This is a genomic window from Bacillus sp. S2(2024), assembly GCF_050474045.1.
Lineage (GTDB): Bacteria > Bacillota > Bacilli > Bacillales > Bacillaceae_G > Bacillus_A > Bacillus_A yunxiaonensis.
Genome location: NZ_JBFLUS010000003.1, coordinates 291775 through 307500 on the forward strand (window position 1 = coordinate 291775; position 15726 = coordinate 307500).

A 15726-nucleotide genomic window follows, 5' to 3' on the forward strand; every position below is an offset into this window, starting at 1 on the left:
TATAGGGGAGAAAGGATGATTGTATATGGATATTATACAAGAAGCATCTATTTCGAAAGAGCAGCTTATTCAATGGAGAAGACATTTTCATATGTATCCTGAGCTCTCTTATCGTGAAGAAAAGACATCTCAAACGGTTTATGACATACTGCAAACATTTCCTCATTTAGAAGTTTCACGTCCAACGCAGTATAGTGTAATGGCAAAATTGGTAGGTAAACAGCCAGGAAAAACAATTGCGCTTCGTGCTGATATGGACGCATTACCTATTGAAGAAGAGAATAAATTTGATTTTGTTTCTAGATATCAAGGAGTTATGCATGCGTGTGGACATGATGGACATATGGCGATGTTACTTGGCACGGCATACACACTTTCACAAAAGCGAGATCAAATTCAAGGGGAAATTCGTTTTTTGTTTCAACATGCTGAGGAGAATTTTCCGGGTGGTGCACAGGAAATGGTTGACGCAGGTGTTATGGAAGGAGTCGATTATATTATCGGTGCGCATCTTTGGGCACCACTGGAAGTTGGCAAAGTTGGTGTTGTGTATGGTCCAGCAATGGCTGCTCCTGATGCGTTTTCGATTACGATTGTTGGGAAAGGCGGACATGCTGGGATTCCGCATGAAACAGTTGATAGTATCGCAATTGGTACACAAGTTGTTTCTCAATTACAACAAATTGTCTCCAGGCTTACTAATCCATTAGATTCATTAGTGTTATCTGTAACACAGTTTCATGCAGGGACAACTCATAATGTAATTCCTGATAGTGCGACAATTGGAGGGACAGTGAGAAGTTTACGGGATGAACTTCGGAAGCAAACAGCAGAGCGAATTGAGAAAATTGTAAAATGTATTACAGAGGCATACGGGGCATCTTATAGATTTACATACGAATACGGATATCGTCCGGTTGTAAATGAAGAGAATGTAACAAGGCATGTAGAAAATACGGCATTGCAACTTTTAGGAAGGGAGCAAGTTGTTCGTTTGCAGCCAACGATGGCTGGAGAGGATTTTTCAGCATTTTTACAAAAAGCTCCAGGTACATTTTTCTTTATAGGGGCTGGAAATCAAGAGAAGGGAATTATCCACCCTCATCACCATCCGTGTTTTACAATTGATGAGGATGCCTTGCCGATCGGTGTAGATATATTTGTTTCGTCTGTTTTGAACTTTATGCGAAATGGGGAATAAAATAGTGTTTTATTCGAGTTATCCAGTTACTAATGGATAACTCTTTTTGTATATATTTTCTTGAAATAGAGAAATATAACTACACCATTTAAAAAAGAAAGTTAGGTGATAAAGATGGTTCAGTTAGATGCTAACTTATCGAAAATAATCAATGCAATTCGAGAAAAGTTAGATTCACCTAATGACTTAACTGTGCGTGAATTTTCTCTTTCAGGAACGAATGATCGGTGTGCAGTTATATTTTTATGCGGACTAAGCAATAAAGACATGATTCATCGTTTTGTTATTCGCCCATTGCAGTATGAGGAAATTCCTAAACAAGCTCCAATTATTCAAACATTAATCGATCAATTTTTATCAGTTGGAGAAGTGAGCATTGCAAAGACATTTCCAGATGTTATGAATGCACTGTTAGCAGGCGATACAATTGTGCTACTGGATGCTATTCCTTCTGCAATAATTATAAATTTTCGTGAATGGGAGAAACGAAGTCTTGATGCACCTTCTACAGAGACAATCATTCGAGGGCCTAATTTAGGATTTATTGAAGATGTGAATGTAAACAAAATGTTAATTCGGCGTCACATACGTGACCCGCAGCTACGTTTTCGTTCTTATATTATGGGAAAGCGTTCGCAGAAGGAAGTAACATTAACTTATATTGAGGATATTATTAACCCTTATATTGTAGAAGAGTTAAACCGGAGACTGCAGTCTATTGAAACAGATATTATTTTTGAGACAGGAACGATTGAACAACTCATACAAGATAATAATTTGTCTCCTTTCCCTCAATTTTTAAATACAGAAAGACCAGATAATGTCGCAGCATCACTTGCAAAAGGGAAAGCAGCTATTTTAGTAGATGGTTCTCCGTTTGCACTTATTGCTCCGATGGTAATGATTGATATATTTCAATCACCAGAAGATCACTATGAACGCTGGATGATTGGAGCGTTGTTAAGAGGTCTTCGAATGTTAGCCGGCACGATTGCGATTTTATTACCGGCTATGTATGTGGCTCTTGTTTCTTATCATCAAGGACTTATTCCCTCTAATCTTGCATATTCAATTGCTGGAGCAAGAGAAGGTGTTCCGTTTCCAGCGTATATTGAAGCACTCATAATGGCTTTTACAATGGAACTGATTCGTGAAGCTGGAATTCGTCTTCCGAAGCCAATGGGGCAAACGATTGGTATTGTAGGAGGTCTTGTTATTGGAGAAGCTGCTGTAAGTGCCGGTATTGTAAATCCGTTTCTTGTCATTATTATTGCGGTCACGGCCGTAGCTACATTTTCATTGCCGGTATATAGCATTACAATTACCTTTCGTATTTTATTGTTTGCGTTTATGTTAGCTGCCACAGTCTTTGGTTTGTATGGAATTGTTTTAGGATTAATTGCTTTAGCAATTCACATCGTAAATTTAACGAGTGTTGGAGTACCGTATTCTGCACCGATTGCACCTGTTTTTTATAAAGATTGGAAAGAAGAGGTTGTACGTTTGCCTAAAGCAATGTTGGAAGAAAGACCGGAGTACTTACAACCAAAGGATAAAACATTGCGTTCAAAGGAGAGGGGATGAAGTGAAGCCATTTGAGTATGGGGATGAAGAAATTGGTACTCGTGAACTCGCGTTTGCCATATCTTCTACAATTATTGGTACAGGTGCACTTTCGATGCCGCGCATTATGGCAACACATGCCCTTTTTGCAGATGGATGGATTCTTTTACTCCTAGGTGGGATAACAAGTGCTTGTTTTGCATGGTTTATTATAAAGGTTGCCATTTTATTTCCGAAACAAAATTTTGTTCAATATACGAGCGTGTATTTAACGAAACCTATTACTTATATTGTCTGTTTTATTTTAATACTAACATTTACAGGAATTACGGCTCATGAAGCGCGAACAATTTCTATTATTTCTCAAACCTATTTGTTTAGTGATACACCTGTTCAGCTTTTGTCTTTTTTTTATTTGCTCGTTGTTGTTTATGGCGTTTGCGGATCTAGGGCAGGATTATTAAGACTTACTGTTCTGTTTTTACCAATTGTTTTTACTGCTATTATTTTGTTATCGCTGTTAAATATTAATGTAATGGAATTTGAAAATTTAGCTCCATTTTTTCAAACTAAAATGAGTAAATATATGGGGGGGATCAGAGAAACTGCCTTTACATTTATTGGATTTGAGGTGGGTTTTTTCTATGCTGCTATATTAAAATCAACTAAAAACGCCCCTATGGCAGCAGTGAAAGGGGTTATGGTTACTGTTTTATCCTATATATTAATTTATGTTACTTGTATAAGTGTATTTACGTATTTAACAACTAGCACTTTAACATATCCAACAATTGAACTTGGAAAAGAAATTGAGATAGGAGGAGGGTTTTTAGAGAGATTTGATGCCATTTTTTTTATAACATGGATTATTACCGTTTTTAATACAACTGCACTGTATTATGATGTGGCTATTTTTTTATTTTGTGCAATGTTTCCTTCAATAAAAAAACATACGTTTATTTTTATTAGTGCACCTATCATTTATGTTGTAAATAATATTCCAGGTAATTTGGATGTAATAAGTAAGTATGGTACATATTTAGCTTGGATTGACATGGCTGTTATGTTCGTTATTCCTCTTCTCATTTTTATTTTTTATAAAATAAAAGGAGGGGGGAAGAAAAATGAATCTTCTTCTTAAAATAATGAGTTGTCTGTTCTTGATTTTACTTATCAGCGGCTGCTCTGAACGGCAGGAAATTGAAGAAAGAGGGTTTGTTGTCGGTGTTGCCTTAGACAAGGCAACGAATAAGGGAGAAAAAAGTGAAACGACAACTACCCGTTATTCCCCCCTTATAAAAGGAACATATCAAATTGTGTTGCCTAGTTCTTTAACACCACAAGGAAATAAACCATCAAATGGAAAAAATTATATTAATATTAATGCAACGGCTGATAGTGTGTTTGCTCAAATTCGGATTATCTCTAAGAAAATAAGTCGGTCCTTATTCTTTCCTCATATAGAAGTGCTTATTTTTTCTGAGGACTTATTGAAAAAACCTTTCGTTTTAGAAGATACATTAGATGTGTTTTTTCGTGATCATGAGATGCGCAGGAACATTCGTATTTTCGTTTCAAAAGAAAGGGCGGAAGAAATATTAAAACAGAGTGCAAAACCAGAAAATTTACCAGCTAAATATATAAGTATGATATCAGATAATGCACAGAAGAATGCTCAAATGTTAGAAGCAATTCGAATTGGTGATTTACAAGAGAAAATGTCTGCTGATAGAAGTTTTGTTCTTCCTGTCTTAGGGCTAACCCGGCAAGGAATTAAAATGGAAGGAGCAGCTGTATTTCGCGGAAAAGATACTAAATTTGTAGGTAGTCTAAATGGGATGGAAACATTAGGATTAAATTATATTGTTGGAAAAAAAGTAGGGGGCTTTTTTAAAATAAAAAAAGGAAATCAGCTTATTGTATTTGAAATTCGTGAGATGCGTCGGAAAATCCACACATTCTTAACAAATCCTACAAAGCCTAAATTTGTCATTGATGTATATTTAGACGGAACATTAGCAGAAGTGTATTTACGGAAAGATAATAAGGTGATGAGTAACAAGGAAATTAGCAAATACCTTGCAAGTGAAATGGAAAAAGAGATACAGAAAACAATTAAAATTGTCCAAAAAGATTTAAAAGTAGATGCATTTGGATTAGGAGAATATTATAAGCGTCAAAATTATAAGCAATGGATAAAAATTAAAAAAAATTGGGACCAAGGTCAAAATTACTTTAGTACGAGTAACATTATTGTTCGTGTGCATCCAAGTATTGAACATACGGGATCTATGTTACCGGTAAAAAGGTGAGTAAAGGAGCAGTATAATGTTTACAACTTTAGGGATTATATGTACGATTTTAATGGCAACGCTGCCTTATACTGCTTATTTCATTCATAAAAAAATACAAGAATACGGTGCACAGCCTTGGCAAAAACAAATATCGACAAAAAAGAAACCCGAGTAATACGTTGGGTTTCTTTTTTGTCCCGCATTAACGGGCAGTACCCCCCACCTCAAGATTCAGGGAGAAGCAAGGAAGATAGGTGGGGGATAACTGCCCATAAAAGCCCGATTGGTGAGAGCTTTCCATCAGTGGGGGATGAAGAAAACCTTCACTGATGGAAGTTTCACTTTATTATATAAGTCCTAACCAATGTACCAATTGTGCCGTAAGGAATGTAACAACAATGGCAATGATGGTAGGGATTGCGAATGAAAGAAATGTCCATTTTGCACTTTTTGTTTCTTTATATATATTAACTAGTGTTGTTCCGCATGGGAAATGCAGAAGAGAAAATAACATCATATTTAATGCAGTTAGCCAAGTCCAACCGTGTTCAAGAAACAGTTGTTTAATTTGTGTTAAATCTGCTAACTCTGTTAAGGAACCTGTTGATAAATAAGCCATTAATAAAATTGGAACAACAATTTCGTTTGCAGGTAGGCCGAGAATAAATGCTGCTAAAATGTATCCGTCAAGGCCAAGTAATTTTGCAAACGGATCTAAAAAATTTACGATATACGTAAGAAGACTTGTGTCCCCGATAAATACATTTGCTAATACCCATGTTAATACTGCAGCAGGTGCCGCAACGATAACCGCACGTTTTAGAACGTATATGGATTTATCGAGCGTCGCGCGTACAATTGTATCCCAAATTTTAGGTTTTCTATATGGAGGTAATTCTAGCGTATAGTGAGTTGGAACACCTTTTAAAGCCGTTTTTGAGAGTGCCCATGACACGGTTAAAGTTACAATAATTCCAATTACAACCATGCTGACAACAACTCCAGCTGTTACAAGGGTTTTCATCCCACCTGTATATCCAGCAGCCATAAATAAAGATGCTAATAAAATAAGCGTTGGCCATCGACCATTACAAGGAACAAAGTTATTTGTTAAGATTGCGAGCATACGTTCACGAGGGGATTCAATAATACGTGTTGACATAATTGCAGCTGCGTTACATCCAAATCCCATCGCCATTGTTAATGATTGTTTCCCATGTGCCCCGGCACGTTTAAAGAGGCGGTCCATGTTAAAAGCAACGCGTGGTAAGTAACCGTAGTTTTCTAGTAAAGCGAAAATTGGAAAGAAGATTGCCATGGGCGGTAACATAACGCTAATAACTGCTCCTATTCCACGGAATAGACCAAGAATAAGAACACCATGTAGCCATTCTGGTGCATGCATCGCTTGGAACCAAGATGTTAAATAATTTTCTGTCCATCCAAAGAATTCAGCAATTTTATCGGATGGAACGTTTGCGCCAGCAATTGTAAGATAGAAAATCACAGATAAAACAGCAAGCATAATAGGGAAGCCCAATATAGGAGAGGTGAAAATTTTATCGAGCTTCTCTGAACGATATAATTTATTTTTATCTGTATATTGAACTGAATCTTTACAAATATTAGCTGAAGCACGGTAAATATCACCGACAATTTCATCACGAATGTCTTCTTTAACAAGCGTTCGCGCATGATGAACGATATAGTCTAATGGAAGAGCCTTACTGGTTGAATGAGATGCCATTAATTATGACCTCCCTTACAAGCGGTTCTTCATGATGCTTTTGAAGAGATTCTAAGAAGCTCTTGTCGCCATCTAAAATACGAAGTGCAATCCAACGAGCAGGATAAGAGTCTCCAAAAACTTTATATATTTGGGGTTCGAGTTCCTGAATCATCTTTTCTATTTTCTCGTTATAAGTAAGTTGAAAGGGAGTAGAAATTAATTTTTTATTTACTACTTTTTCAATTGTGTTTAGTAATTGGTTGATTCCGATTTTGTTACGGGCAGAGACTTTTACAATAGGAACTCCAAGTGATTTTGCTAACTTTTTCTCATTGATTATAATGCCTTTCTTTTCTGCTTCATCAATCAAGTTCACACATATAATCACTTCTTTTGTCATTTCCATAACTTGCAGTGCTAAGTTTAGATTCCGCTCCATGGCTGTTGCATCCAATACAACGACGGTTACATCTGGTTTTTCGAAGATAATGTAGTCACGTGCAACTTCTTCATCAGCAGAGTTGGAATATAAAGAATACGTTCCAGGTAAATCTATAATCGTATATAAATCTCCGTTATGTGCATACTCGCCTTCAGCTTTTAATACTGTTTTTCCTGTCCAGTTTCCAGTATGTTGTTTTAATCCGGTTAATGTATTAAATAACGTACTTTTTCCTGTATTCGGATTTCCTGCTAATGCAATGCGGCGCTTTTTCATTTTGGCTCATCTCCTATCAATGTCCCAATTATTCGCGAACTTTCTTCATTTCGAAGTGCAATTGTCGTATTACTTACTTGATATGCAATGGGATCGCCAAGCGGACTTTTTTGTAACACTTTAATCGTTGCACCAGGAATAAATCCTAAATCTAGGAGGCGGCGTTTCATAGTTCCTTCTAATTTGATTTTTTCAATTTGTACGAGCTGACCTGTTTTAAAAGTAGAAAGTGGTTGGGTTTTAACCGATACCATAAGAGTTACCTCACTTCTATTTTTTTAGTTCGAGTTCAAAATGTTTCCTTAGGGAAACATTTTATTAATAACATACTAGGTGATATTGAGCGCTGTTGTCAATTCTTACTTTAAAAATATTCAGGTATTTTTTGAATTGTTCCAGTTTATAGGGCTAACTTGCATGTTATTCCATTTTTTGTTGTGTATGTTGGGATTTTAACAAGGGGAAGTAGAATTTTTCAGAAAAAAATCTTAATAAAGGTGTAAAAGCAAGGATATGAATTTACAATAAATTTACATTATTAAAATTAGCTTTACAATATGTTCTGTTTCTTATGGTTTTTTCGTTGTTTTATGTTGAAAACAATGAATATATATGGTTTTTTCTACGAATCCACGTCCTTTACTTAAAATTAAAAATCGCTTAACACTGACATAATATTATTGTCCTACAATGAATTTGTACTACGAGATATGCACATAATAATGGTAGAAATGAAAAGTGATAATCAAATGGGGGTACAAGACATGGTTATGAAAAAAGGTTTTAAATTTTCGTTAGCGGCATTAGTAGTTGCAGGTGCTTTAGTAGGTTGTGGGAAAACAGACACAACAAAGACGGAAACTGCTAAAGGTGGTAACGAAACGAAGCAAGAATTATCCGGTACAATTACAGCGGCTGGTTCTACGGCGCTTCAACCACTTGCAGACGAAGCTGCTAAAGAATTTATGGGGAAAAATTCAAAAGTATCAATTACAGTTCAAGGTGGCGGTAGTGGAACTGGAATTAACCAAGTAGCTTCTGGCGCTGTCCAAGTTGGTAACTCTGATGTTCCTGCTGCAGATAAAATAAAAGAAGCTGATAAAGCAAAAGAATTAGTAGATAACAAAGTTGCAGGTATCGGATTTGCATTAGTTGTAAATAAAGATGTAAATGTTGATAACTTAACATTAAAACAGGTACAAGATATTTTCTCTGGTAAAGTTACAAACTGGAAAGAAGTTGGCGGAAAAGACGAAAAAATCAATGTAGTTAATCGCCCAGCTGCTTCTGGTACACGTGCTACGTTTGAAAAAACAGTTATGAAAGACGCAAAAATTAACGATGCTACTGGTACAACACAAGATTCCAATGGTGCAGTAGAGCAAGCAATCAACTCTACACCAGGATCTATTAGTTATTTAGCTAACTCTTACATGGTTGGTGACAAAAAAGGTACTTTAAAAACATTGAAAATTGATGGTGTAGAACCAACAACTGAAAATATTTCTTCTGGTAAATATCCGTTTTGGTCTTATGAATACATGATCACAAAAGGTGAAGCAAAAGATGCAACAAAGGGTTACATTGATTATGTAAAAGGTTCAGACTTTGAGAAGAAAGTAGAAGAAATGGGTTACATCCCAATGTCTAAATTAAAACAATAATATAAAACGGGGCTGGCTATTTAGCCAGTCTTGTTCATTTCGATATATGAAGTGAGGTTGTGGTCTTGTGATGAAGGGGAAAAAACAAATTAACTACGTAAAAAGTGAATATATTGGAAGAACACTTGTGACGCTTTGTGGGTTATTAATTGTTGCTGTTACATTAGCTATTATTGCATTCATTTGTGCAAAAGGAATTCAATCATTTACACAAAGCAATATCTCAATTTCAGAAGTATTCACATCAACAAAATGGGCTCCAAATGAAGGGAATGGAAGTTTTGGAGCGGTTATTTTCATAGTTGGATCTACTGCTGTATCTCTTGGTGCAGTAATCATTAGTGCGCCAATTGCAATTGCACTAGCAGTGTTTATGAATTTAATTTCACCAAAGTTTGGGAACAAAGTACTAAAGCCGGTTTTAGAATTGTTAGTAGGGATTCCGTCTGTTGTATACGGTTTATTAGGTGTTACAATTTTAGTTCCGCTTTTACGTAATTCTTTTGGTGGTGTAGGATTTAGTTTAATTGCAGGTATTATTGTATTAAGTGTTATGGTTTTGCCAACGATTGCAAGTATTGCTTCCGATGCAATTCGTGCAGTTCCTTTTGAGTATTTAGAAGCCTCTTATGGTCTAGGATCGACGAAATGGCAAGCGATTAGTCGCGTCATTGTTCCGGCGGCGAAAAAGGGTATTTTAACAGGGGTTGTTCTTGGGTTAGCTCGTGCTTTTGGTGAAGCATTAGCAGTTCAGATGGTAATCGGTAATACAATAAAATTACCAGAAGGACTATATAGTCCAACTTCAACTTTAACAGGTATTTTGACAATGGATATGACGAATACGTTAAATGGGACAGCTTGGAATAATGCGCTATGGACATTAGCGATGATATTACTTCTTATTTCCTTCTTATTTATCGTAGTAATTCGAGCGATTGGCCAAAGAGGTGAAAGATAACGATGAATGCTAGAACAGTTAATAGTATATGGACAGGGATTTTATATGCGGTCGCAGTGCTTGTAGTCGCTTTACTCGGTTTTCTTGTATACGAAATTTTACAAAAAGGTTGGGGATTCTGGGATCCAAGTTTTTTATTTGGAGAACCAAGTAATACAACAGCAGGAGGAGGAATTGGTCCTCAATTATTTAATTCCTTCTATATGCTTGTCATTACATTAATTATTTCAATTCCTTTAGGTCTTGGTGCAGGAATTTACCTTGCGGAATATGCAAAGCAAGGTCGATTTTTAAATTTTGTTCGTCTATGTATTGAAACAATGGCATCGCTACCTTCTATTGTAGTTGGTTTATTTGGATTACTTGTGTTTGTTACGATGGCAGGTTGGGGTTATACTGCCATGGGTGGAGCGTTAGCTTTAACGATTTTAAATTTACCAAGTTTAACGCGCGTTTGTGAAAATGCAATTACAGAAATTCCATCTAATGTGAAAGAAGCAAGTCTTGGATTAGGTGCAACAAAGTGGCAAACAATTGTTAGAATTATTCTTCCATCTGCATTGCCACAAATTATTACAGGTGTTATTTTAGCGGCTGGACGTATTTTTGGTGAAGCGGCAGCACTAATTTATACAGCTGGATTAACGTCACCAATTTTAAATACAGCAGCAGACCTTTCAAGTCCTGCTAATCCGTTGAACCCATTTCGACCAGCAGAAACATTGGCAGTGCATATTTGGAAGTTAAATTCTGAGGGAATTATTCCTGACGCGAAGCTAATTGCAACAAAATCAGCAGCAGTATTAATTATTATGGTACTACTATTTAATATTCTTGCTCGCTTTATAGCATCCGTACTGCATAAACGCTTTACTGGTACGAAAAAATCTCGTAAAAGAAGTAAAGTAAAAGCAGCGGCATAACTACTTGTACTCTATATAAAATAAAGAGGGTGTCCTAAAAGTTCGATAAAATCGATCTTTTAAGGATGCTCTTTTTTTAATCCCGCTATTCACGGGCAGTAAGACCCCCGCCTCAAGATTGAGAGAGAATCGTTGTCCAGCTCTAGCCGTTTCCACTTTTCTACAGAAGATAGGTGGGGGAGTGGATTTGAAATAAAGTTCGACCGTTATTCCATTAAATGGCCAGATTGTGAAAGAGCGAATTTATAGATGATATGGATATTTTGGAGAATGTGCAGTATTATACAGTTAAACTAACTATAGTAAACGTTTTACTCCTTATTAAGTGCGGAGAACCATACCAAAAGTAACGGCAAACCAAAGCCTTAGCCCTTGTAAGGAGCTGAGTTAAAGCCTTTTGGACGGACTATTCACTTTTTAACGAACTTTACATAGTTTATAATTATCAGATAATGGTAGATATTTTACTCTATAAATAATTATAATAGAATATGATATGGTGTTATAATTGAGACAGAAAAGGTGTGTTTCTAGGTGGGGTCTAGATGGCGTCTTGCTTTTTGCGACATCTAAGCAGGAGTGCCTACTCTTTTTTGTAAAATATAGGGGATGAGGAAGGTTAAAATGAGCAAAATACAGAAGAAAACAGACGTTATCTTAATTGGTGCCGGAGTCATGAGCGCGACTTTGGGAGCATTACTAAAAGAGTTAGTACCTGAATGGGAAATCAAAGTGTTTGAGAAACTCGCAAACGCAGGAGAAGAAAGTTCTAACGAATGGAATAATGCCGGTACGGGCCATTCTGCACTATGCGAGCTCAACTATACATCCGAAAAATCTGACGGATCTGTAGATATTAGCAAAGCTATAAAAATTAATGAACAGTTTCAGCTTTCAAGACAGTTTTGGGCATATCTTGTAAACAGCAATCTGATTCGTAACCCGCAGGACTTTATCATGCCGATACCTCATATGAGTTTAGTACAAGGGGAAAAAAATGTAAAGTTTTTGAAGAACCGTTTTGAAGCGCTTTCAAGCAATCCTCTGTTTCAAGGGATGGAATTTTCCGATGACCCTCAAAAACTGAAGGAATGGATTCCGCTTATCATGGAAGGACGTACAGAGGATGAAGCGATAGCGGCAACAAAAATTGACTCTGGGACGGATGTTAACTTTGGTGCTTTAACACGCATGTTGTTTGACCACTTGCAGACTAAAAACGTCGAGATAAACTACAAGCATAGCGTTGAGGATATTAAACGTACTAGCGACGGCTCTTGGGAAGTAAAAGTGCATGATATCGATAGTGGTAAAATCGAATACCATACTGCAAAATTTGTCTTTATCGGCGGTGGAGGCGGAAGTCTGCCTTTACTACAAAAAACTGGTATTCCTGAGTCAAAACATATTGGAGGGTTCCCAGTAAGCGGCTTATTTATGGTATGTAACAATCCAGAAGTTGTAGAGCAGCATCATGCAAAAGTATACGGTAAAGCTAAGGTTGGTGCTCCTCCAATGTCTGTTCCGCATCTTGATACAAGATATATTGACAACAAAAAAACATTGCTGTTTGGACCGTTTGCCGGCTTCTCACCAAAGTTCTTAAAAACTGGTTCAAATTTTGATTTAATAGGTTCCGTAAAACCGAATAATGTCTTGACTATGTTGGCGGCAGGCGTAAAAGAGATGGCATTGACAAAATATTTGATCCAGCAAGTTATGTTATCGAATGAAAAGCGCATGGAAGAATTACGCGAGTTTATTCCGAACGCCAAAAGCGAAGATTGGAATACAGTGGTAGCGGGCCAACGTGTGCAAGTTATCAAAGATACTGATACTGGCGGTAAAGGCACACTTCAATTTGGTACGGAAGTTGTTAGTGCTGCTGATGGCTCGATAGCTGCATTGCTTGGCGCTTCTCCGGGTGCTTCTACTGCCGTTCACGTTATGCTTGAAGTATTAGGAAAATGCTTCCCGCAACATATGAAAGAGTGGGAACTGAAAATAAAAGAAATGATTCCTTCTTATGGCGTGTCACTAGTGGAAAACCCAGAGCTTTTCCAAGAAATCCATACTTCAACAGCGAAGGCGCTTGGTCTAAGCGAAAAAGAACCGATTCATAGTTAATTCCTTGGATGTAGAAACAAAGGTATTTAATGAAAAGTTTAAGCAACATAAGAAACCACTGATGGAAGTTTCACTTTAGTTGAGAAGCCCCTATTCTCAATGTAGGTAAAAAATACAACAACCGCATTCAGAAGTCTGAGTGCGGTTGTTGTATTTTATCCCGTTATTCGCGGGCAGTAAGACCCCTACTTATGGAAGTTTTACTTTATGAGTTTGGAACGTCTGTATAAGATTCATGTTGTTTTTTGCGATGCTTCCTGCTACCAATTCGATCTAGTAATTCGTACATAACAGGTACAACAACGAGTGTTAGTAATGTGGAAACTAATAAACCGCCAATTACTACAACAGCTAAGCTTTTTGACACCATGCTTCCAGCTTGTGTATCACCGAATAGTAGAGGAAGCATTGCGAAGATGGTTGTAATAGCTGTCATAATAATTGGGCGTAATCTTATCGAGCCAGCTTCTAATAGTGCTTCTCTTGTTGACATTCCTTTTTCGCGATTTTGTTGTACACGTTCTATTAATACAATTGCATTTGTCACGACGATTCCGATTAGCATTAAGGCACCGATAAGGGAGTTTAAATCAACCGGTGTTTGTGAAATAATTAAACCTAAAATACCGCCGACAGCAGCTAATGGAAGGGAGAATAAAATTGCAAATGGTGCACGTGCTTGCCCAAAAGTAATAACCATAATTAAGTAAACAACACCAATTGCAATTCCCATAATTTTAAATAGATCAGTGAAACTTTCTTGCATTGATTCTGTTGCTCCGGCAATGTTAACTTTCGCTCCATTAGGTAATTTTAAATTTGTAATAGCTGTATTTACGTCTGTACTTACTTTACTTAAATCTTCACCTTTTGCTTCCGCTGTAACTTGAATTGTTTCTTTTCCGTCCTTATGGAATATTTCTGTTTGTATTTGTTTTTCAGAAATGGTTGCAATATCTTTTAATGGGATCAAACCAGTAAGTGGAGACGAAATATTTGAGTCTAGAATTGCATCTTTATTATGGATGTTTGTTTTTTCGTGTTCTAGTACAATAGTTGTCTTTTCATTATCGAGTGAAATTTGGCCAATTGGTGATTTTTTCATTAAAAATGCAACTTGTTGTGCGATGACCTCAGGAGTTAATCCTGCTTTCTCTGCTTTTGTTTGATCAACGTTGATGACCCATTCATTTTTCTCTTCTTCCACATTTGTTTTTACTTTTGAAAGACTATTTAAGCTTTTTAATTTTGTGGTAACAAGATCGGAAGCTTTCTTTAAATCTTCACTATTGTTGGCCGTAATGTTAAATAGTAAAGTGTTCCCGCCACCGAAACTTGAAAAACTCACTTTTATATAATCAAATGTTGCTGGTTGAAATTGATTCTGTTCTTTTTTTAGTTTGTTAATGTATGTTTCAAGGTCAATTCCTTTTTTAAATCCTACATATATACTTGCAAGATTGTTTTTTGTCACTTGGCCCCACTGTGCATCTTCTGAAGCAGAACCCATTCGTAAGGTAACGTCTTGTACTTGTGTATCTGCAAGTAATTTCTTTTCGAATTCGAAAGCTTGTTGTTTCCCCTTTTCTAAATCGTAATTAGCAGGGAATGTCATATTGATAGAAAGCATTGTGTTATCGTCAGATTTAATATTTGCTTTTGGAAGTACAATGTAAGCTGCAATTGAACCGACAAATAATAAGAAAGAAGTGAGTAAAATGATAAATTTATGTGATAACGACCATTTTAAAATGGCTGTATAACGTTTCGTTTCTTTTCGCTCTTCGTGTCCTGTTTTCTTTAAAAGTAGAAAAGCCATGAGCGGAACAACTGTTAAGGCCACTACTAGAGAGGAAAGAATTGAATATACAACTGCCAACACCATAGGCAACATAAATTCACCGATTCCGCCTGATACAAAGCCAATTGGTAAAAAAACAGCGACAGTCGTTAAGGTGGAAGATGTAATTGCGATTGCAACTTCTTTTGTAGCATCAATAATAACTTCTTTTGAGAAAGAATCTTTTTGTAAACGACGGAAAATGTTTTCGATTACAACGATGCTATCATCAACAAGGCGTCCGACGGCAACAGCTAGTCCTCCTAATGTTAAAATATTTAAAGTGATATGAGATTTCTCAAGTAAAAAGAGTGTAAGGAGTATAGATAAAGGGATACTGACAACAGCGATTAAAGTAGTACGAATGTTACGTAAGAAAATTAAAATGATGAATGTAGCGGCAATAGCACCGAGAACAACTTCTTTAGCCATGCTTGTAACAGCATTTTGGACTTGTTCGTGCGTTGACATAAGTGTTTTTATAGTGAAAGTGTCTTTATATTGCTTGCTCATATCATGAACTTTTTTCTCAATTTCTTTTCCAATTGTAACAGCATTTTTGCTCGGTTCTTTCATAACGACTAATACGGCCCCATCGTCTCCGTTAATATGAGAAATTGCATGATGATGTTGTTTTAGCTCAATTTTTGCGATATCACTTAGTTTTACTTCTGGTGTGAGGGGAATGTTTTTTATGTCTTCAATA

General features: G+C 36.5%; 13 protein-coding genes (1 of these 13 only partly in view). 9 read left to right on the plus strand and 4 right to left on the minus strand.

Going from position 1 to position 15726, the window contains the following annotated elements; all coding sequences use genetic code 11:
• The first annotated feature begins 25 nt into the window (after window positions 1-25).
• The 5 genes from AB1284_RS01585 (at window position 26) to AB1284_RS01605 (ending at window position 5233) form a co-directional block, all read left to right on the plus strand.
• Window positions 26-1201, plus strand: coding sequence for a M20 family metallopeptidase (locus tag AB1284_RS01585; RefSeq protein WP_429752182.1), 1176 nt, complete (start codon window positions 26-28; stop codon window positions 1199-1201).
• Between the two features lie 114 nt (window positions 1202-1315).
• Window positions 1316-2785, plus strand: coding sequence for a spore germination protein (locus tag AB1284_RS01590; RefSeq protein WP_429752180.1), 1470 nt, complete (start codon window positions 1316-1318; stop codon window positions 2783-2785).
• A 1-nt stretch (window position 2786) separates the two neighbouring features.
• Window positions 2787-3905 (plus strand): GerAB/ArcD/ProY family transporter, encoded by a 1119-nt coding sequence (locus AB1284_RS01595; protein ID WP_429752179.1) that lies wholly within the window; start codon window positions 2787-2789, stop codon window positions 3903-3905.
• Entirely contained in the window at window positions 3889-5076 is a 1188-nt protein-coding gene (locus AB1284_RS01600; protein WP_429752178.1) for a Ger(x)C family spore germination protein, read from the plus strand. The genes AB1284_RS01595 and AB1284_RS01600 overlap by 17 nt, the downstream gene beginning before the upstream one ends.
• Before the next feature lie 16 nt (window positions 5077-5092).
• Window positions 5093-5233: a hypothetical protein gene (locus AB1284_RS01605; protein ID WP_429752176.1), complete on the plus strand. Its 141-nt coding sequence runs from the start codon at window positions 5093-5095 to the stop codon at window positions 5231-5233.
• 171 nt (window positions 5234-5404) lie between these two features.
• Here AB1284_RS01605 and AB1284_RS01610 read toward each other — a convergent pair whose 3' ends face one another.
• The 3 genes from AB1284_RS01610 to AB1284_RS01620 are packed head-to-tail and all read right to left on the minus strand — an operon-like array spanning window position 5405 to window position 7759.
• A complete protein-coding gene (locus AB1284_RS01610; RefSeq protein ID WP_429752174.1) occupies window positions 5405-6805 on the minus strand; it encodes a nucleoside recognition domain-containing protein in 1401 nt (466 codons plus the stop codon).
• Window positions 6783-7505 carry a FeoB small GTPase domain-containing protein gene (locus AB1284_RS01615; protein WP_429752172.1) on the minus strand — a complete coding sequence of 241 codons (723 nt, stop codon included), beginning with the start codon at window positions 7503-7505 and terminating at the stop codon, window positions 6783-6785. The genes AB1284_RS01610 and AB1284_RS01615 overlap by 23 nt, the downstream gene beginning before the upstream one ends.
• The gene (locus AB1284_RS01620) at window positions 7502-7759 is read right to left on the minus strand and encodes a FeoA family protein (RefSeq protein ID WP_429752170.1); all 258 of its coding nucleotides are present in this window, start codon (window positions 7757-7759) and stop codon (window positions 7502-7504) included. The genes AB1284_RS01615 and AB1284_RS01620 overlap by 4 nt, the downstream gene beginning before the upstream one ends.
• Window positions 7760-8269: 510 nt before the next feature.
• On the opposite strand from AB1284_RS01620, the gene AB1284_RS01625 reads away from it, so the two are divergent.
• The 4 genes from AB1284_RS01625 (at window position 8270) to AB1284_RS01640 (ending at window position 13180) form a co-directional block, all read left to right on the plus strand.
• Window positions 8270-9169 (plus strand): phosphate ABC transporter substrate-binding protein PstS family protein, encoded by a 900-nt coding sequence (locus AB1284_RS01625; protein ID WP_429752168.1) that lies wholly within the window; start codon window positions 8270-8272, stop codon window positions 9167-9169.
• A 70-nt stretch (window positions 9170-9239) separates the two neighbouring features.
• Window positions 9240-10130 (plus strand): phosphate ABC transporter permease subunit PstC, encoded by an 891-nt coding sequence (gene pstC / locus AB1284_RS01630; protein WP_429752166.1) that lies wholly within the window; start codon window positions 9240-9242, stop codon window positions 10128-10130.
• A 2-nt stretch (window positions 10131-10132) separates the two neighbouring features.
• Window positions 10133-11053, plus strand: coding sequence for a phosphate ABC transporter permease PstA (gene pstA, locus AB1284_RS01635; protein ID WP_429752164.1), 921 nt, complete (start codon window positions 10133-10135; stop codon window positions 11051-11053).
• Between the two features lie 624 nt (window positions 11054-11677).
• Entirely contained in the window at window positions 11678-13180 is a 1503-nt protein-coding gene (locus AB1284_RS01640; RefSeq protein WP_429752162.1) for a malate:quinone oxidoreductase, read from the plus strand.
• A 205-nt stretch (window positions 13181-13385) separates the two neighbouring features.
• Here AB1284_RS01640 and AB1284_RS01645 read toward each other — a convergent pair whose 3' ends face one another.
• Window positions 13386-15726: the 3' portion of an efflux RND transporter permease subunit gene (locus AB1284_RS01645; protein WP_429752160.1), read on the minus strand. It continues 704 nt past the right edge of the window; the window shows 2341 of its 3045 coding nt (coding positions 705-3045); the start codon falls outside the window, past its right edge; it ends in the stop codon at window positions 13386-13388.

What these genes read in the sequence shown, in the direction of transcription:
- AB1284_RS01585 (WP_429752182.1), top strand. Translation starts at nt 26, where the DNA reads ATGGATATTATACAAGAAGCATCTATTTCGAAAGAGCAGCTTATTCAA.
- AB1284_RS01605 (WP_429752176.1), top strand. Translation starts at nt 5,093, where the DNA reads ATGTTTACAACTTTAGGGATTATATGTACGATTTTAATGGCAACGCTG.
- AB1284_RS01610 (WP_429752174.1), bottom strand. Translation starts at nt 6,805, where the DNA reads ATGGCATCTCATTCAACCAGTAAGGCTCTTCCATTAGACTATATCGTT.
- pstA (WP_429752164.1), top strand. Translation starts at nt 10,133, where the DNA reads ATGAATGCTAGAACAGTTAATAGTATATGGACAGGGATTTTATATGCG.
- AB1284_RS01625 (WP_429752168.1), top strand. Translation starts at nt 8,270, where the DNA reads ATGGTTATGAAAAAAGGTTTTAAATTTTCGTTAGCGGCATTAGTAGTT.
- AB1284_RS01620 (WP_429752170.1), bottom strand. Translation starts at nt 7,759, where the DNA reads ATGGTATCGGTTAAAACCCAACCACTTTCTACTTTTAAAACAGGTCAG.
- AB1284_RS01600 (WP_429752178.1), top strand. Translation starts at nt 3,889, where the DNA reads ATGAATCTTCTTCTTAAAATAATGAGTTGTCTGTTCTTGATTTTACTT.
- AB1284_RS01640 (WP_429752162.1), top strand. Translation starts at nt 11,678, where the DNA reads ATGAGCAAAATACAGAAGAAAACAGACGTTATCTTAATTGGTGCCGGA.
- AB1284_RS01615 (WP_429752172.1), bottom strand. Translation starts at nt 7,505, where the DNA reads ATGAAAAAGCGCCGCATTGCATTAGCAGGAAATCCGAATACAGGAAAA.
- AB1284_RS01590 (WP_429752180.1), top strand. Translation starts at nt 1,316, where the DNA reads ATGGTTCAGTTAGATGCTAACTTATCGAAAATAATCAATGCAATTCGA.
- pstC (WP_429752166.1), top strand. Translation starts at nt 9,240, where the DNA reads ATGAAGGGGAAAAAACAAATTAACTACGTAAAAAGTGAATATATTGGA.